Source organism: Micromonospora eburnea (assembly GCF_900090225.1).
Taxonomy (GTDB): domain Bacteria; phylum Actinomycetota; class Actinomycetes; order Mycobacteriales; family Micromonosporaceae; genus Micromonospora; species Micromonospora eburnea.
Genome location: NZ_FMHY01000002.1, coordinates 1,477,577 through 1,493,675, shown reverse-complemented (window position 1 = coordinate 1,493,675; position 16,099 = coordinate 1,477,577). Strand labels below are relative to the sequence as shown.

Sequence of the window (16,099 nt, the reverse complement as noted above, 5' to 3'; positions counted from 1 at the left end):
CCAGGGCGTACCCGGCAGACGGGGACGCCGGCCCACCGGGGGACGGTGGACCGGCGTCGGGAGCCGGTGGGGTCAGACCTCGACGACCGTCGGGACGATCATCGGCCGGCGGCGGTACGCGTCGTTGACCCAGCGCCCGACGGTGCGCCGGACGATCTGCTGGAGCTGGTGCGGGTCGGTGATGCCGTCCGCGGCGGCCCGGTTGAGCGCCTCGGTGACCAGCGGGACGACCGGGCTGAACGCCTCCGGGTCCTCGGAGAACCCCTTCGCGGAGACGGTCGGGCCGCCGACCACCTTGCCGGTGACCGAGTCGACCACGACGGTGGCGGCGATGAAGCCGCCGTCGCCGAGGATCCGCCGCTCGGTGAGCAGCGACTCGCTGACGTCCCCGACGGCGAGACCGTCGACGTAGACGTACCGGCTCTTCACGTGGCCGACCAGGCTGGCCCGCCCGTCCACCAGGTCGACGACGTCGCCGTCCTCGCAGAGCACCACCCGGTCGGGGGCGACGCCGGACTCGACGCCGAGCCGGGCGTGCGCCCGCAGGTGCCGCCACTCGCCGTGCACCGGCATCAGGTTGCTCGGGCGGGTGACGTTGAGCAGGTACAGCAGCTCGCCGGCGGGGGCGTGACCGGAGACGTGCACCTTGGCCACGTCCTTGTGCACGACCACCGCGCCGGCCCGGGCCAACCGGTTGATCACCCGGTAGACCGAGGTCTCGTTGCCGGGCACCAGGGACGACGCGAGCACCACCGTGTCGCCGGGGGCGATGGTGATGTGCCGGTGGTCGCCGCTGGCCATCCGGCCCAGCGCGCTCATCGGCTCGCCCTGGGAGCCGGTGGACATCAGCACGATCTGCTCGGGCGGCAGGGCGGTGGCCTCCTCCAGCCCGACCACCAGGCCGGGCGGGATGTTCAGCAGGCCGAGGTCGCGGGCGATGCCCATGTTGCGGACCATCGACCGGCCGATCAGGGCGACCTTGCGGCCATGCTCGATCGCCGAGTCGAAGACCTGCTGCACCCGGTGCACGTGCGAGGCGAACGAGGCGACGATGATCCGGCCGCGCGCCTTGGCGAAGATCGAGTCGAGCACCGGACCGATCTCGCGTTCCGGGGTGACGAAGCCGGGGATCTCCGCGTTGGTGGAGTCCGACAGGAGTAGGTCCACGCCCTCGGCGCCGAGCCGGGCGAAGCCGGCCAGGTCGGTGATCCGGCCGTCCAGCGGAAGCTGGTCCATCTTGAAGTCACCGGTGTGCAGCACCAGGCCGGCGCCGGTCCGGATGGCCACCGCGAGCGCGTCCGGAATCGAGTGGTTGACCGCGAAGAACTCGCACTCGAAGGGGCCGAGCCGCTCCCGCTCGCCCTCCCGCACGGTCAACGTGTACGGCTGGATGCGCCGCTCGGCCAGCTTCGCCTCGACCAGGGCCAGCGTGAACTGCGAGCCGACCAGCGGGATGTCCGCCTTGTGGGCGAGCAGGTACGGCACCGCGCCGATGTGGTCCTCGTGGCCGTGGGTGAGCACGATCGCCTGGACGTCGTCGAGCCGGTCCAGGATCGGGCCGAAGTCCGGCAGGATCAGGTCCACGCCCGGCTGCTCGACGTCGGGGAAGAGCACCCCGCAGTCGACGATCAGCAGCTTGCCGTCGTACTCGAAAACGGTCATGTTCCGGCCGATGGCGCCGAGTCCGCCGAGCGGAATGATCCGCAGGCCGCCTTCCGGCAGTGGCGGGGGAAGTTCACCCTCGATGTGCGCCTCGGTCACGCGTCCACCTCATTCTGCGACGCCGTCACCCGGCGTCCGTCGTGTCGTTTGATCATTCGGGAAGTGCCAGGCCCGCCGCCGCGCAGTCGGCGCGGAGCTGGGCCAGTTCGTCGGCGGTGGCGTCCACCAGCGGCGGGCGCACCGGGCCGGCCGGCAGGCCCTTGGCCGCCAGGCCCGCCTTCACCAGGATCACGCCCTGGGTACGGAAGATGCCGGTGTACAGCGGCAGCAGCCGCCGGTGCAGCGCGAGGGCGGTGGCGTGGTCGCCCGCCTCGTACGCCTCGATCATCTGCTTGGTCTGCACGCCGGTGAAGTGCGTCGAGGTGCCGACGACGCCGACCGTGCCGACCGCGAGGGCGGGCAGGGTCAGCGCGTCCTCGCCGCTGTAGTAGGCCAGGTCGGTGCGCGCGAGCACCTCGGAGGTCGCGGTGAGATCGCCCTTGGCGTCCTTGACCGCGACGATCCGGCCGTGCTCGGCCAGCCGCACCAGGGTGTCGGTGGCGATCGCGGTGCCGGCCCGGTGCGGGATGTCGTACAGCATGATCGGCAGGCCGGTGCCGTCGGCGACCGCGGTGAAGTGCCGCAGCAGGCCGCTCTGCGGCGGCTTGTTGTAGTACGGCGTGACCACCAGCAGGCCGTGCGCGCCGGCCTTCTCCGCCTGCGCGGCCAGCTCGATGGTGTGCCGGGTGTCGTTGGTGCCGACCCCGGCGAGGATCCGGGCCCGGTCGCCGACCGCCTCCACCACGGCCCGGATCAGGTTCTCCTTCTCCGCGTCGCTGGTGGTCGGGGACTCCCCGGTGGTGCCGTTGAGCACCAGCGCGTCGTTGCCCTGCTCGTCGACGAGGTGCTGGGCGAGCCGTACGGCGCCGTCCAGGTCGAGCGACCCGTCGGCGGCGAACGGGGTCACCATGGCCGTGATCAGTCGCCCGAACGGGCGCGACGCGCTCCGGTCGGGAGCGGCAGGGTGGTCGTGCGTCATGTTCACAACCTAGCGGACGACCACCGGAACCTCGGTGGCGAAGGGCGCAGGAGTCACTCGGCGTGCGGGCTGGCCGCGACCTCGGTGCCGTCGGGCAGCGTGGAGATCACGAAGTCGGCGAAGACGTTCGGCGCGACCCCCTGGAGCTGCCGCAGGCACTCCACGGCCAGCTCGCGGATCTCCACGTCGGCGTGCTCGGTGGCCCGCATCTTGACGAAGTGCCGCCAGGCCCGGTAGTTGCCGGTGACCACGATCCGGGTCTCGGTGGCGTTGGGCAGCACCGCGCGGGCCGCCTGCCGGGCCTGCTTGCGGCGCAGCGTCGGGTTGGGCTCGTCGACGAAGCGGGCCTCCAGGCCCGCCAGCAGCTCGGTGTACGCCCGCACGGCCGCCTCGCTCGCCTCGACGAACTTCTTGTGCAGCTCCGGGTCGTCGGCGATCACCGCCGGCTCGACCATGGCCGCGTCCCGCTCCGGGACGTACCGCTGGGAGAGCTGGGAGTACGAGAAGTGCCGGTGCCGGATCAGCTCGTGGGTGAACGAGCGGGAGACCCCGCTGAAGTAGAAGCTCACCGAGCCGTGCTCCAGCACGCTCAGGTGCCCGACCTCAAGGATGTGCGCCAGGTAGCCGGCGTTGGTCGCGGTGGCCGGGTTCGGCTTCTTCCAGCTCTGGTAGCAGGCCCGACCGGCGAACTCGGCGAGCGCCTGACCGCCCTCGGCGTCGGTCGACCACGGCACGTCGTCCGGGGCCTGGAACTGGGTCCACGCGATGAGCTTGACCTGGGGCTGCACCATGTCCGGCATTCCTGCGACTGTAGTGGCCGGTGGGCCGGCGGCGAAACTCGGGCACGCGGAGGTGAAACGCGGCACCACCAGCACCGCGGCCACGGCGGCCGGAACGGGTCAGACGTACAGCGAGGTGAACGGGGCCCAGGGCAGGTTGCGCACCACCGAGAAGGCGAACCACGCGGCGAGGAAGCCGCCGAGCACCTTCGGGCTGAGCCGCAGCTCCGGCAGCCGCCAGCCGAACGCCTGCTTCCCGGCCCAGGCGACGAAAAGGTAGGCCAGGAAGGGCAGCGAGAAGACGAAGACGAAGTGGTGCCGGGCGGCGGCTGGCAGATCGGCGTGCAGCACGTACCACAGGGCCCGGGTGCCGCCGCAGCCCGGACAGTCCAGCCCGGTGGTGAGCTTGAGCAGGCACGTCGGCAGGGCGTCCGGGCTGCTGTGGGTGGGGTTGCTCAGCAGCGCGTACGCCATGCCCAGGCCGACGCAGCCCACGGCGGCCAGCGGCACCGCCCAGCGCGGGGCACGGGCGTGCACCCGCAGCACGAAGCGGGTGAGCCGGTCCGGTTCGACGGGCTGGTACGCCGCCCCGGCGGGCCAGATCGCCGACCCGGGGTCGGCCGCCGCGCCTTCGACGTGCGGCGCGGCTGCGGGCGGAGGCGGGGGCGGGACGGAGACCGCCTGTGGGTCGGGCGCGGGGGCCGGCCGGTCAACGCTCGTCACCGGCTCACCGTACACCGGCCAGGCCCGTCAGCGCGGCGGCCAGCGGGAGCGCCAGATCGCCGGCGACCGGCGGGGCGACCGCGTCCAGGCCGAGCCAGCCGGCGAGCCGGTAGAGCTCGGCGGCGAGCGCCACCGCTGTCTCCCCCGGGTCGACGCCGGGCTCCACCCAGGCGGCCGGCACCAGCAGCACCCCGGCCTTCCGGTCGGCTTTCAGGTCGACCCGGGCGGTGAACCGCTCGCCCTGGCGGAACGGCAGCACGTAGTAGCCGTGGACCCGCTGCGGAGCGGGCACGTAGATCTCGATGCGGTAGGTGAAGCCGAAGAGCCGCTCGGCGCGGGCCCGCTCCCAGACCAGCGGGTCGAACGGGCTGACCAGGGTGTTGCCGCGGACCCAGCGGGGCAGCCGGGCCTGCGCGTGCAGATAGGCCGGCTGCCGCCAGCCCTGCACCTCGACCGGGGTCAGCTCCCCCGCCTCGACCAGCTCGGCGATCGCCCGCCGCGCCCCGGCCAGCGGCAGCCGGAAGTAGTCGCGCAGCTCCGGCTCGGCCGCCACACCCAGCGACCGCGCGGCGACCGCCACCAGCGTGCGGTACGCGTCGGCGTCGCTCGGGGTGGGGGCGTCGAGCACCCCGGCCGGCAGCACCCGCTCGGGCAGGTCGTAGCGGCGGGCGAAGGAGCTGGTGCGCTCGGCGGCGGTCACCTCGCCGGCCCAGAACAGGAACTCCAGCGCCCGCTTGACGGCCGACCAGTTCCAGCCCCAGTTGCCGGTCTCCCGGGGCGCGTCGTGCTCGATCTCGGCCGCGGTGAGCGGCCCCCGGGCGGCCACCTCGTCGCGGACCCAGGCGACCAGTTCGGGCTGCTCCTGGACGATCCGGCGCATCCCGCCCCACGCCTCGTCGCGGGCCCGGGCCATCCGCCAGCGCAGCGCCGGATGCAGCTCGACCGGGACCAGCGACGCCTCGTGCCCCCAGTATTCGAACAGTCGCCGGGGACGCCGGTAGGCGGCGGTGTCGAGCAGCGCGGTCGGGTAGGGCCCGAGCCGGCTGTAGAGGGGCAGGTAGTGGGCCCGTTGCAGGACGTTCACCGAGTCCATCTGGATCAACCCGACCCGGTCCAGCACCCGGCGCAGGTGCCGGCGGGTGGGCACCCCGGCGGGAGCCGGATCGGCGAAGCCCTGGGCGGCCAGGGCGACCCGTCGGGCCTGGGCGAGTGAGAGCGATTCCGGTACGGCCATCGCCGCGCACCCTAGTCCACGGGTACGACACGGTGGCTCCGGGTCACGGCGCGGCTCCGGACGCGCCGGAGCGGACGCTGGACCCGCCGGCCGCCGGGGCATAGAACAGACGGGTGCTCACCATCCGCCGGGAAGAACCGGACGACGCCGAGGCGATCGCCCGGGTGCACGTGCACGGCTGGCAGGCCGGCTACGCCGGGATCATGCCGGACGAGGTGCTGTGCCGGCTGAACCCGGCCGCCTGGGCGCAGCGCCGCCGGGACCTCGGCACCGCCGACCCGGAGCACCCGTTCGCCACCCTGCTCGCCGAGACCGACGGGGCGGTCGCCGGGTTCGCCACCTTCGGGCCGTACCGGAACAACCAGGACCGCGGCGACCTCGACGGCCGGTACGGCGAGATCCTGGCGGTGTACGTCGAGCCGGCGTACTGGGGCACCGGCACCGGCCGGGAGCTGCTCGCGGCGGCCCGGGCCGGCCTGGCCGAGCGGGGCTGGACGGAGTACCGGCTCTGGGTGCTCGCCGACAACGCCCGGGCCCGCCGTTTCTACGAGCGGGCCGGGCTGTCACCGGACGGCGAGGAGTCCACCTATCCGGTGCCGCTCTCCGGCGGGCGCGACCCGGTGCGGCTGCGGGAGCTGCGGTACACCGCCCGCCTCGACGGCTGACCCGCGCCGCTGGGCGGGCGCGTGACCGATCGGCTCGGCCGGGCGGCGGATCGGCACGCCGAGCAGCAGCGCCACGCTGATCCAGACGTACGTGTTGCTGCCGAGGAACCCGTCGATCCCGCCGAAGTTCTCGTCCCAGGACCAGATGATCCGGCTGCTCAGGAACGCGTACCCGATGGCCGCGGCGGCCAGCAGGACGGCGCGCCGGCGACCGCGCGCGGGAGCCGCCAGGCCGTGACCGACCAGCAGGATCAGCGCGGGCAGCAGCCAGACCAGGTGGTGCACCCAGGTCACCGGGCTGACCAGGCACATGGTGACGCCGGTCAGGGCCAGGCCGGCGGTCTGGTCGCCGGCGGCCGCCGCGGCGCGGGAGCGCCAGACCCAGACGGCCAGGGTGGCGAGCACCAGCACCAGCCAGGCGCCGGTGCTCGGATGCGCCGGGTCCAGCCGGGCGACCGCCCCACGCAGCGACTGGTTGGAGATGAACGCCAGCTCACCCACCCGGTCGGTGTTCCACAGCGCCGAGGTCCAGAACTCGCGGGAGGAGTCCGGGAAGAGCGCCCCGGCGAGCAGGGTGGCCCCGGCCGCCGCGCCCATCGCGGTGAACGCGGCCCGCCAGCGCCCGGTGACCAGCAGGTGGACGATGAAGATGCCCGGGGTCAGTTTGATCGCGGTGGCCAGCCCGATGCCCACCCCGGCCCACCGGCTGCCCGCCGGCAGCAGCCGCAGCAGGTCCGCCGCCACCAGGACGAGCAGCAGCATGTTGACCTGGCCGAAGTTGACCGTCTCGCGCATCGGCTCGTACGCGGCGGCCAGGCAGAGCGCCACCGCGAGGGCGAACCAGCGGGTCCAGCCGCAGCGGCGGGCGATCGGGTCGACCAGCCACCAGATGACCACGGTGCCGGCCAGCACGGTGGCGACCACGCTCACCGTGATCGCGGCGTGCCACGACAGGTACGCCATCGGCAGCATGAGCAGCGCGGCGAACGGCGGATAGGTGAAGCCGTACTGGGTGCCGGCCCTGAGGTAGTCGTAGATCTCCCCGCCGTCGTGCACCCACCAGTTCAGCGCGCCGTAGTAGACCCTGAGGTCGAAGAAGCCGTGCCGCGCGGCCGCCACCGACAGGAAGGCGGTCACCGCCACGGCGAGCACGACCACGGCGATGACCTGTGCTGCTGTCCGTCTGGCACCCTGCGCCACCGTCGCCTCCTCAGCCCTGCGTAGGCTCACGTGCCATGGCTGCAGGGTACGTCCGCCCAGCGCGTCCGGAGGACGCCGACGAGATCGCACGCATCCAGCTCGCGACCTGGCGTGTCGCGTACCGCCGGATCCTGCCCCGACACGTGCTCGACAACCTGGACGAGGTGTACCTCGCCCGGCGGTGGAGCGCGGCGGTGCAGGAGCCGCCCTCGGACGCGCACCGCGTGCTGGTCGCCGTCGAACAGGCCGAGCAATCGTATCTGGTGGGGTTCATGGCGGCCGGTCCAGCCGACGCCGAGGCGCTCGCGCCGGGCGAGCCGGCCGACGCGCTCGGCGACGGGGTGGCCGCGGTCACCGACCTGCTGGTCGAGCCGCGTTGGGGCCGGCGCGGGCACGGCAGCCGGCTGCTCGCGGCCGCCGTCGACCACTGGCGTACCGACGGTTTCGGCCGCGCGGTGGCGTGGGCGTTCGACGGGGACGCGGCGACCCGGAAATTTCTCGCCTCGACCGGCTGGGAGCCGGACGGCGCGGCCCGTGCGCTGGACGTCGACGACATGCTGGTCCCCCAGCTTCGCCTGCACGTCGCCGTGCCCGCCGAGCCGGCCTGACGAACCCCACCCACGGCCGGTCCCGCGTCCGGGACCGGCCACCGTCGGGTCAGCCCTTGTCGGCGCCCTCGTTCGCGCCCCGCACGAAGTAACGCTGGAAGATCGCGAACAGCACGGCCACCGGGATGGTGGCCAGCAGCGCCGCGCCGAGCTTGAGCGGATACTGGGTGCCCTTGCCGAGCGAGCCGCTGACCAGGTCGGCCAGCCCTCGGGGCAGGGTGAACAGGTGCGGGTCCTGGACCGAGACCAGGCTGTGCGGGAACTCGTTCCAGGAGCCCTGGAAGGACAGGATGGTCAGCGTGATCAGCGCGGGTTTCGCCATCGGCAGCACCACCGACCAGTAGGTACGGAAGACGCCCGCCCCGTCGATCCGGGCCGCCTCCTCGACGCTGACCGGGATCGACTCGAAGAACTGCTTCATGATGAACACCCCGGCCGCGTCCGCGAGCAGCGGCACCACCAGGCCCGCGTAGCTGTCGTAGAGGCCGAGCTGCTTGAGCACCAGGAACTTCGGGATCAGCAGCACCACGCCGGGCACCGCCATCACCGCGATGACCGCGGCGAAGAGCCCGGCCCGGCCCCGGAAGCGCAGCCGGGCCAGCGCGTAGCCGGCGAGCGAGTCGAAGAAGACCCGACCGAGGGTGACCAGCACGGTGACCAGCAGCGAGTTGCCGAGCCAGAGCGGGAAGTTGGTGCCGGCGAAGATCCGCTCGAAGCCGGCCAGCGTCACCGGGTCGGGGATCGGCGAGAGCGGGTTGGCCGCCGCGTCCGGCTCGGTCTTCAACGAGTTGCCGAGCTGGATGACGAACGGGTAGAGGAAGACCAACCCGAAGAAGACCAGGACCGCGTACCCCAGGATGCGGTTGACCAGGGCGTGCGGCGCGCTGCCGGCGCGGCGCGCGACGGGCGCCGGCCGGTCGGTCAGCACGGCCATGTCAGGACCCCTCCGGTACGCGTCGCCGCCACCACCGGCCGCGACGGGGTTCGTCCCGCTCGGCCAGCACCCGGCGTTGGAACAGGGTGAGCACGATGATGATCAGGAACAGCACGAACGAGATCGCCGCGCCGGGCCCGTAGTTGAAGTCCACGAAGGCGGTGCGGTACGACAGGTACGCCGGGGTGAGCGTGGTCTTGGCCGGGTCGCCCTGGCTCATCACGTACACCTGGTCGAAGACCTGCCAGGAGCCGATCAGGCCGAGGGTGAGCACCAGGAAGGTGGTCGGCTTGATCATCGGCAGGGTGACGTGGCGGAACCGCTGCCAGCGACCCGCCCCGTCGAGGGTGCTGGCCTCGTCCAGCGCCACCGGCACGTTCTGCAGCGCGGCAAGGAACATCAGCATGAAGGTGCCCGAGGTGGTCCAGATCACCAGGCAGATGATCGAGGTCATGGCGACGCTCGGCCCGGAGAGCCAGTCCCACCAGGTCAGCCCGAGCGGGCCGCCGGAGGTGAGCGCGGCCGGCGGGGAGTCCACCCCGACGGCGCCGAGCAGCAGGTGCAGCACGCCACGGGAGTCGGCGAACCACTCCGGCCCGTCGACGCCGAACAGGCCGAGCAGGTTGTTGACCGCGCCGGAGTTGGCGAACAGGAACAGGAACACCACGCTGATCGCCACCGAACTGGTGACCGAGGGGAAGTAGAAGGCGCTGCGGAAGAAGCCCTTCCCCCTGAGCATCCGGTTGTTCACGATCAACGCGAGACCGAGGGCGAGCGCGGTCTGCACCGGCACCACGATCCCGACGTAGTACATGTTGTTGCGGATGCTGGTCATCAGGTCCCGGCGGGCGAGCCCGTCCTCGGCGAACAGCCGGGTGTAGTTCTCGGTGCCGACGAACGGCACGTCGGCGGTGAACGGGCTGCCCTGGCCGTTCCAGTCGGTGAGGCTCACCCAGAGCGCCATCAGGATCGGCAGCAGCAGGAAGAGCCCGAGAATCACGATCACCGGCGCGACGAACAGCCAGCCGGCGACGCTCTCGTTACCGCGGATGCCGCCGCCAGGACGGCGGCGCGCCGGGCCGGCCGGTGTGGTGGCCGGGGCGGCGAGCACCTCCGTTGCCATCTCCCCTCCCTCTTCGGGGGGAGGTGTAAGGAGGGGCCCCCTATTAACGCATAGGGTTAACAAGGGACCCCTCCTTACACCTCAGCCGCCGAGCGCCGCCTTGGCGTTCTTGTCGAAGTTGCCGAGGATCGTCTTTGGGTCGCCGTTGGCCAGGCCCTGCAGGCCGGCCTCAAGGTCCCGCAGCACGCTGTCCATCTTCGGGGCGTTCACCGGGCCCTGGGCGTACGCGGCGCCCTCGATGAACGGCTTGTCCGCCGGGAACTCGCTGGTGTACTGGTCCCGGACGGACTGCCGGGACGGCATTACGCCGAACGCCTTGGCGAAGGCGATCTGCTGGTCGCCGGCAGTCATCGCCTCGACGAACTTGATCGCCTGCTCCTTGTACTTCGACTTGGCCGCGACGCCCCAGCACTGGGTGAAGGAGAGGGTGCCCTGTCCCTTCGGGCCGGCCGGCAGCGGGACGACCTTGTACTTCACGTTCGGGAAGTCGTTCTGCAGGGCGCCCTTGATCCAGTTGCCCTCGATGGTCATCACGGCCTTGCCCCGGCCGAACGCCTCACCGGACCAACCGGCGTCGAGCTGCTTCGGGAACTTCGCGTAGCCGCCTGCGAGCAGGGACTTCACGTACTCCAGCGCCTGGACGTTCTCCGGGGTGTCCGCGGTGGGCTGCTTGCCGTCCTTGCTCATCAGCCAGCCGCCGTTCTGCACCATGAACGCGCCGATCCGGTCCCGGGTGTCGCCGAGGGCGAGCGCCACCATGCCCTTCGCCTTGATCTTCTGGCTGGCGGCGGTGAGCTGGTCCCAGGTGGTCGGCACGTCGGCGTCGGTCAGGCCGGCCTTCGCCCACAGGTCAGTGTTGATCTCCAGGGCGAGGGTGGAGAAGTCCTTCGGCGCGCAGTAGAGCTTGCCGTCGTAGGTGAAGGTGCTGCGCAGGCTCTCGTAGAAGTCGTCCTTGTTACTGACCTGGTCGCCGTACGGCTCCAGCGCGCCGACGCTGGCGTAGTCGGCGAACCGGGTCGCGTCGACGTAGAAGACGTCCGGTGGGGTGCCGCCGGCGAGCGCCTGGCCGAGCTGCTGGGTGAGGTCCTGGGCCGGGGTGACGCTCGCGCTGTTGCCGGAGGCGGCGGCCCACTTGGCGGCGGCGTCCTGCACCGCCTTGGTCTCGGCCTCACCCGAGGAGCCGATCATGATCTGGAGGTTGGCCGGGCCGGTGGACTGCTTGGCGTCCTTGCCGGAGTCGTCGAAGCCGCTGCCGCAGGCGGCGGAGCCCAGGAGGGCGACGGCGGCGAGGCCGGCCACCGTTGCCCGGGTGAGGATCCGAGGTGTCATCTGATTCTCCTGGTGGGGGATGTGGTCACGCGGTGTGCCGGAGCACGAGCGTGGGACTGAGCAGCACATGCGGGGCGGTGGGCTGGCCGTCGAGCACGCCGGTGAGCAGCTCGACGCAGCGGGCGGCGGCGGCCGCGAGCGGCTGGCTGACGCTGGTCAGCCCGACCGCGGCGGCCACCGGGGTGTCGTCGAATCCGGTGACCGCGACCGGGACCTGCGTGTCGCGGACGGCCCGGAGGGCTCCGAGGGCGAGGGAGTCGCTGACGCAGACCACCGCCGTCGGCGGTGCGTCGGCGGCGAGCAGCTCGCGCATCTCCCGCTCACCCTGGTCGATGCCGTCCTCCGTCGCGCGGTGCGGCGCGGCGCCGTCGAGGCCCGCCGCCGCCATCGCGGTACGCCAGCCGGCGCGCCGGTCGTCGCCGACGCCGGAGCCTTCCGGCCAGCCGATGAAGGCAACCCGGCGGTGGCCGGTGTCGAGGAACCGCCGGGTGGCCTGCGCGGTGCCGGCGGCGCCGTCGACGTCGACCCAGGGGTGGGCGTCCGGGGCGTCCCAGGGCCGGCCGAAGGTGACGAACGGCACGCCCCGTTCGGCCAGCCAGGCGGTACGCGGATCACCGTGGTCGGTGCCGGTGAGCACGAACCCGTCCAGGTCGTACGCGCCGAGCAGGTCGTCGTAGGTGGCGATCTCGTGGTCGTCGCCGGTGGCGGAGTAGAGCAGGACCCGGTAGCCGGCGGCGTCGGCGGTCTCGGTGAGCCCGTGCAGGAACCGGTCGAGCACCGAGCCGTTGATCCCGTCCCGGGTGGGCTCGATCCGGACCGCGATGAGTCGGGAGCGGCCGGTCCGCATCTGCCGGGCGGCCTGGTTCGCGCGGTAGCCGAGGGTGGCGATCGCCTCCTGCACCCGCCGGCGGGTCTCCTCGCGGACGATGTGCGGCGCGTTGAGCACGTTGGAGACCGTCTGCCGGCTCACCTGAGCGTGCCGGGCCACTGTCGCGATGGTCACCTTTTCGGCCACGAAATCCCTCTCGCCACCTTGAACGATCCAACTCCGATGGGGCAGGATTAGATCGTTCAAGTTTCTGGAATGTTTCGCACTTTGCACCCGGCCGACGGCTTCTGTCAAGACGTCCGGCCACCGATCAGCACCAGGAGTTCCCTGTGTCCGAACGCCACCTCCAACCGCTGCTGCACGACCTGGTCGGGGTGGTGCACGCCCCGACCAGCGCGCTGGGCGACACGGCGGGTCAGATCCGGCCGAGCGGTGTGCAGGGCGTCTTCCACGCCGACGCCCGGGTGCTGTCCCGGGCCGAGCTGCGCGTCGACGACCGGGAGCCGGAGGCGGTGACCCGCGGCGCCGCCGGCCCGCACGGGGCCCGCTTCGTCACCCTGGCCCGCTGGCTCGGCGACCCCGGCGCCGACCCGACCGTCCGGATCGACCGGACCCGGCAGGCCGGCCCGTCCGGCCTCACCGAGGAGCTGCGTGTCTCGTCCACCGCCGCCGTCCCGGTCCGGGCCACGGTCAGCGTCGACCTCGGCTGCGACCTCGCCCCGATCGAGCTGGTCAAGTCCGGCGGCAGCGGATCACCGCTGGAGGCGAAGGCCGGCGAGCCCGGCCGGGTCGAGTGGGCCGCCGAGGGCCTTGTCGTGACGGTGACCGGCGAGGCGGCCACCGTGGACGTCTCCGGCGACCGGGCCGCCGCGCCCCGGCTCAGCTGGCCGGTCGAGCTGACCCCCGGCGGGTCCGTCACGCTGCGCTGGCGGCTCGCCGTCACCGACCCCAAGGCGGTGGTGGCCGCCCCGCCGGCCGGCCCGGACTGGTCCGTGCCGGAGGTCCGCGCCGACGACCGCCGCCTGGTCCGGCTGCTCGACCGCTCCCTGGCCGACCTACGCGGGCTGCGGCTGACCGACCCCGCGCACCCCGAGGACGTCTTCCTCGGCGCCGGCGTGCCCTGGTTCCTCACCCTGTTCGGCCGGGACAGCCTCTGGGCCGCCCGGATGATGCTGCCGCTCGGCACCGGGCTGGCCGCCGGAACGCTGCGGGTCCTCGCCCGCCGGCAGGGCACCCGGCTCGACCCGGCCACCGGCGAGGCACCCGGCAAGATCCTGCACGAGCTGCGCCGGCACGAGTTCACCCTGCCGGCCCACGAGCTACGGCTCCCGCCCGCGTACTACGGCACGGTCGACGCCACCATGCTCTGGGTCAACCTGCTGCACGACGCCTGGCGCTGGGGGTTGCCGGCCGACCAGGTCGAGCCCCTGCTTCCGCACCTGGAGACGGCGCTGCGCTGGCTCGGCGAGCACGCCGACGCCGACGGTGACGGATTCGTCGAGTACGTCGACACCACCGGCCGGGGCCTGGCCAACCAGGGCTGGAAGGACTCCGGCGACGCGGTCCGCTTCCGGGACGGCCGGCTGGCCCAGCCGCCCATCGTGCTGGCCGAGGTGCAGGGGTACGCGTACCAGGCGGCGGTGAACGGGGCCGACCTGCTCGACGCCTTCCACCGCCCCGACGCCGACCGCTGGCGGGAACACGCCGACCAGCTCGCCCGGCGGTTCCGCGCCGCGTTCTGGGTCGACGGCCGGTACGGACCGCAGCCCGCGCTCGCACTCGACCGGGAAAAGCGCCCGGTGGACTCGCTGACCAGCAACATCGGCCACCTGCTCGGCACCGGGCTGCTGTCTGGCGACGAGTCGGCACAGGTCGCGGCGCTGCTGTCCACCGAAGCGCTGGCCGGCGGTTTCGGGCTGCGCACCATGTCCACCGACGACGCCGGGTTCAGCCCGCTGTCGTACCACTGCGGGTCGATCTGGGCGCACGACACCGCGATCGTCCTCGGCGGGCTGGCCCGGGCCGGCTTCACCGAGGCCGCGCTGCGCCTCGCCGACGGCCTGCTCGGCGCCGCCGAGGCGTTCGACTACCGCCTACCCGAGCTGTACGGCGGCGACGACCGGGCGCTGCTCGGCCGCCCCGTGGAGTACCCGGCGGCGTGCCGGCCGCAGGCGTGGTCGGCGGCGGCTGCGGTGGCGCTGCTCCAGGCCGGTGTCGGCCTCTACCCGGACGTGCCCGGCGGCCAGGTGGAGGTACGCCCGCTGGCCGGCCCGGAGCTGGGCGCGCTCGCCGCCGGCGGCCTGCGGATCGCCGGCGCCCCGGTCACCGTGGACGTCGACCGCGCCGGCCACCCGACCGTCACCGGCCTCCCCGCCGACCTGACCACGACAACCATCCCCCGCATCCCGGCCCCCCGCCCCGCCGGCCACCCCCACCCCGCCCGTCGCCGTTGATCATGGAGTTGTTGTCAACGACACGCCTCACTGTCAGGCCGGGTGGGTGGGGGTTAGTTCGGCGACCAGTTCGTCGTCCTCCATCGCTCCTGTGGGCTGGAAACCCAGCGAGGTGTAGAGGGCGGCGGCCGAGGTGTTGTCGGGGTGGTAACTGAGCCGGATCGGGCCGCCCTGGGCGGCGAGCCAGTCGGCGAGGGTACGCACGGCGGCCCGACCGACGCCCCGATCCTGCTCCGCGGCGTCGACCACCATGCCGCCGATCCAGCGGGAACCGTCGTCGTCCACGCCCCACATGACGTGCCCGACCACCGTCTCGTCCGCGTACACCGCGAGCGAGTTCCAGACGTCCGAGCGCATGGTCAGCACCAGGTAGCGGGCGGCCAGCGCGGGCACCCAGGCGCGCTGGTCGTCGCGGGGCGCGATGTCGGCCACGGCCCGCCAGTTGTCGTCGTCGACCGGCCGCAGGGTCACGCGCCGGCCAGCCCGGTCGCGCAGGTCAGAATTGATCATGGAGGTGAGCCTATGCGTGGCCCCTGGGCTCGGCGAGCATTTTCCTGCGCAACGACGCCCTCCGGCCCGCCACCGGGCGGGTGGCTCAGTCGAGCAGGGCGTCCAGGCCGACGGTGAGCCCCGGGCGGTGGCGCACCTCACGCACGGCGAGCAGCACGCCCGGCATGAACGACGCCCGGTCGTACGAGTCGTGCCGGATGGTCAGCGTCTCGCCGGTGGTGCCGAACAGCACCTCCTGGTGAGCGACCAGACCGGTGGCGCGGACGGCGTGTACGCGTACCCCGTCGATGTCGGCGCCGCGGGCGCCGGGCACCTCGTCGCGGGTGGCGTCGGGCGCGGGGCCGAGACCGGCCTCGGCCCGGGCCTGGGCGATCAACCGCGCGGTGTGCGTGGCGGTGCCGCTGGGCGCGTCCAGCTTTCGCGGGTGGTGCTGCTCGATGATCTCGACCGACTCGAAGTGCCGGGCCGCGCGGGCGGCGAACTGCATCATCAGCACCGCGCCGATACCGAAGTTGGGGGCGATCACCACGCCCACCTCGGGCTTACGCGCCAGCCAGCCACGCACCCGGTCGAGGCGCTGCCCGGTGAATCCGGTGGTGCCCACCACCACGCTGATGCCCTGGTCGATGCACCAGTGCAGGTTGTCCATGACGACGTCGGGGGTGGTGAAGTCGACGACCACCTCGGCACCGGCGTCGGAGGCGGCGAACAGCCCGTCCCCCTGGTCGATCATCGCCACCAGGTCCATGTCGGCGGCCGCGTCGACCGCCTTGCAGACCTCCACGCCCATCCGGCCGCGGGCACCCAGCACACCGACCCGGATCGGCTCGGCCGGGCTCGTCTCCTGCTCCTCAGTCACGGGGCACAACCTATCCCAATCGGGACGCGGCCATCCGCCCGGACCGCCGGCATCCCACCGGGCGGCCTTGATCAACGCGGCGTACGGCAACCTGTGGTCTCCACAACGCCGGA

Annotated in this window: 15 protein-coding genes; 3 read left to right on the top strand and 12 right to left on the bottom strand. The window is 72.8% G+C overall.

Annotated features, from left to right (window positions below; translation table 11 throughout):
* Positions 1–72 precede the first annotated feature (72 nt).
* The 5 genes from GA0070604_RS07105 to GA0070604_RS07085 form a co-directional block, all read right to left on the bottom strand.
* Positions 73–1,761, bottom strand: coding sequence for a ribonuclease J (locus GA0070604_RS07105; protein WP_091116103.1), 1,689 nt, complete (start codon positions 1,759–1,761; stop codon positions 73–75).
* Positions 1,762–1,813: 52 nt separating this feature from the next.
* Positions 1,814–2,740: a 4-hydroxy-tetrahydrodipicolinate synthase gene (dapA, locus tag GA0070604_RS07100; RefSeq protein ID WP_091116099.1), complete on the bottom strand. Its 927-nt coding sequence runs from the start codon at positions 2,738–2,740 to the stop codon at positions 1,814–1,816.
* A 53-nt stretch (positions 2,741–2,793) separates the two neighbouring features.
* A complete protein-coding gene (gene thyX / locus GA0070604_RS07095) occupies positions 2,794–3,531 on the bottom strand; it encodes an FAD-dependent thymidylate synthase (protein ID WP_091116096.1) in 738 nt (245 codons plus the stop codon).
* Between the two features lie 108 nt (positions 3,532–3,639).
* Complete coding sequence (locus GA0070604_RS07090) at positions 3,640–4,242, bottom strand: DUF2752 domain-containing protein (protein ID WP_377592727.1); 603 nt, start codon at positions 4,240–4,242, stop codon at positions 3,640–3,642.
* Positions 4,243–4,246: 4 nt separating this feature from the next.
* A complete protein-coding gene (locus GA0070604_RS07085; protein WP_091116088.1) occupies positions 4,247–5,476 on the bottom strand; it encodes a winged helix-turn-helix domain-containing protein in 1,230 nt (409 codons plus the stop codon).
* A gap of 113 nt (positions 5,477–5,589) precedes the next feature.
* Between GA0070604_RS07085 and GA0070604_RS07080 the strand changes: the two genes are divergently transcribed.
* Entirely contained in the window at positions 5,590–6,141 is a 552-nt protein-coding gene (locus tag GA0070604_RS07080; RefSeq protein ID WP_091116085.1) for a GNAT family N-acetyltransferase, read from the top strand.
* Here the strand turns inward: GA0070604_RS07080 and GA0070604_RS07075 are convergent.
* On the bottom strand, positions 6,040–7,341 hold the full coding sequence (locus tag GA0070604_RS07075) for a glycosyltransferase 87 family protein (protein WP_091116081.1): 1,302 nt from the start codon (positions 7,339–7,341) through the stop codon (positions 6,040–6,042). The genes GA0070604_RS07080 and GA0070604_RS07075 overlap by 102 nt on opposite strands.
* Positions 7,342–7,376: 35 nt before the next feature.
* Between GA0070604_RS07075 and GA0070604_RS07070 the strand changes: the two genes are divergently transcribed.
* Entirely contained in the window at positions 7,377–7,949 is a 573-nt protein-coding gene (locus GA0070604_RS07070; RefSeq protein WP_091116077.1) for a GNAT family N-acetyltransferase, read from the top strand.
* Positions 7,950–7,998: 49 nt separating this feature from the next.
* On the opposite strand, the gene GA0070604_RS07065 is transcribed toward GA0070604_RS07070, so the two are convergent.
* From GA0070604_RS07065 to GA0070604_RS07050, 4 genes are all read right to left on the bottom strand, one after another.
* Positions 7,999–8,883, bottom strand: coding sequence for a carbohydrate ABC transporter permease (locus GA0070604_RS07065; RefSeq protein WP_091116073.1), 885 nt, complete (start codon positions 8,881–8,883; stop codon positions 7,999–8,001).
* A gap of 1 nt (position 8,884) precedes the next feature.
* Entirely contained in the window at positions 8,885–10,006 is a 1,122-nt protein-coding gene (locus GA0070604_RS07060; RefSeq protein WP_091116070.1) for a carbohydrate ABC transporter permease, read from the bottom strand.
* 81 nt (positions 10,007–10,087) lie between these two features.
* The gene (locus GA0070604_RS07055) at positions 10,088–11,335 is read right to left on the bottom strand and encodes a sugar ABC transporter substrate-binding protein (protein WP_091116068.1); all 1,248 of its coding nucleotides are present in this window, start codon (positions 11,333–11,335) and stop codon (positions 10,088–10,090) included.
* Between the two features lie 25 nt (positions 11,336–11,360).
* Positions 11,361–12,350, bottom strand: a complete 990-nt coding sequence (locus tag GA0070604_RS07050) for a LacI family DNA-binding transcriptional regulator (protein WP_091116066.1) — start codon at positions 12,348–12,350, stop codon at positions 11,361–11,363.
* A 143-nt stretch (positions 12,351–12,493) separates the two neighbouring features.
* Between GA0070604_RS07050 and GA0070604_RS07045 the strand changes: the two genes are divergently transcribed.
* Positions 12,494–14,617: an amylo-alpha-1,6-glucosidase gene (locus GA0070604_RS07045; RefSeq protein WP_091116064.1), complete on the top strand. Its 2,124-nt coding sequence runs from the start codon at positions 12,494–12,496 to the stop codon at positions 14,615–14,617.
* A gap of 33 nt (positions 14,618–14,650) precedes the next feature.
* Here the strand turns inward: GA0070604_RS07045 and GA0070604_RS07040 are convergent, their stop codons facing one another.
* Together GA0070604_RS07040 and dapB are read right to left on the bottom strand one after the other, a co-directional pair.
* Positions 14,651–15,127 (bottom strand): GNAT family N-acetyltransferase, encoded by a 477-nt coding sequence (locus GA0070604_RS07040; RefSeq protein ID WP_091116061.1) that lies wholly within the window; start codon positions 15,125–15,127, stop codon positions 14,651–14,653.
* Between the two features lie 85 nt (positions 15,128–15,212).
* Positions 15,213–15,986: a 4-hydroxy-tetrahydrodipicolinate reductase gene (gene dapB / locus GA0070604_RS07035; protein ID WP_091116057.1), complete on the bottom strand. Its 774-nt coding sequence runs from the start codon at positions 15,984–15,986 to the stop codon at positions 15,213–15,215.
* Positions 15,987–16,099 lie beyond the last annotated feature (113 nt).

Coding starts and splice junctions, on each gene's coding strand:
- dapA (WP_091116099.1), bottom strand. CDS start 2,740: ATGACGCACGACCACCCTGCCGCTCCCGACCGGAGCGCGTCGCGCCCG.
- thyX (WP_091116096.1), bottom strand. CDS start 3,531: ATGGTGCAGCCCCAGGTCAAGCTCATCGCGTGGACCCAGTTCCAGGCC.
- GA0070604_RS07085 (WP_091116088.1), bottom strand. CDS start 5,476: ATGGCCGTACCGGAATCGCTCTCACTCGCCCAGGCCCGACGGGTCGCC.
- GA0070604_RS07070 (WP_091116077.1), top strand. CDS start 7,377: ATGGCTGCAGGGTACGTCCGCCCAGCGCGTCCGGAGGACGCCGACGAG.
- GA0070604_RS07065 (WP_091116073.1), bottom strand. CDS start 8,883: ATGGCCGTGCTGACCGACCGGCCGGCGCCCGTCGCGCGCCGCGCCGGC.
- GA0070604_RS07060 (WP_091116070.1), bottom strand. CDS start 10,006: ATGGCAACGGAGGTGCTCGCCGCCCCGGCCACCACACCGGCCGGCCCG.
- GA0070604_RS07055 (WP_091116068.1), bottom strand. CDS start 11,335: ATGACACCTCGGATCCTCACCCGGGCAACGGTGGCCGGCCTCGCCGCC.
- GA0070604_RS07040 (WP_091116061.1), bottom strand. CDS start 15,127: ATGATCAATTCTGACCTGCGCGACCGGGCTGGCCGGCGCGTGACCCTG.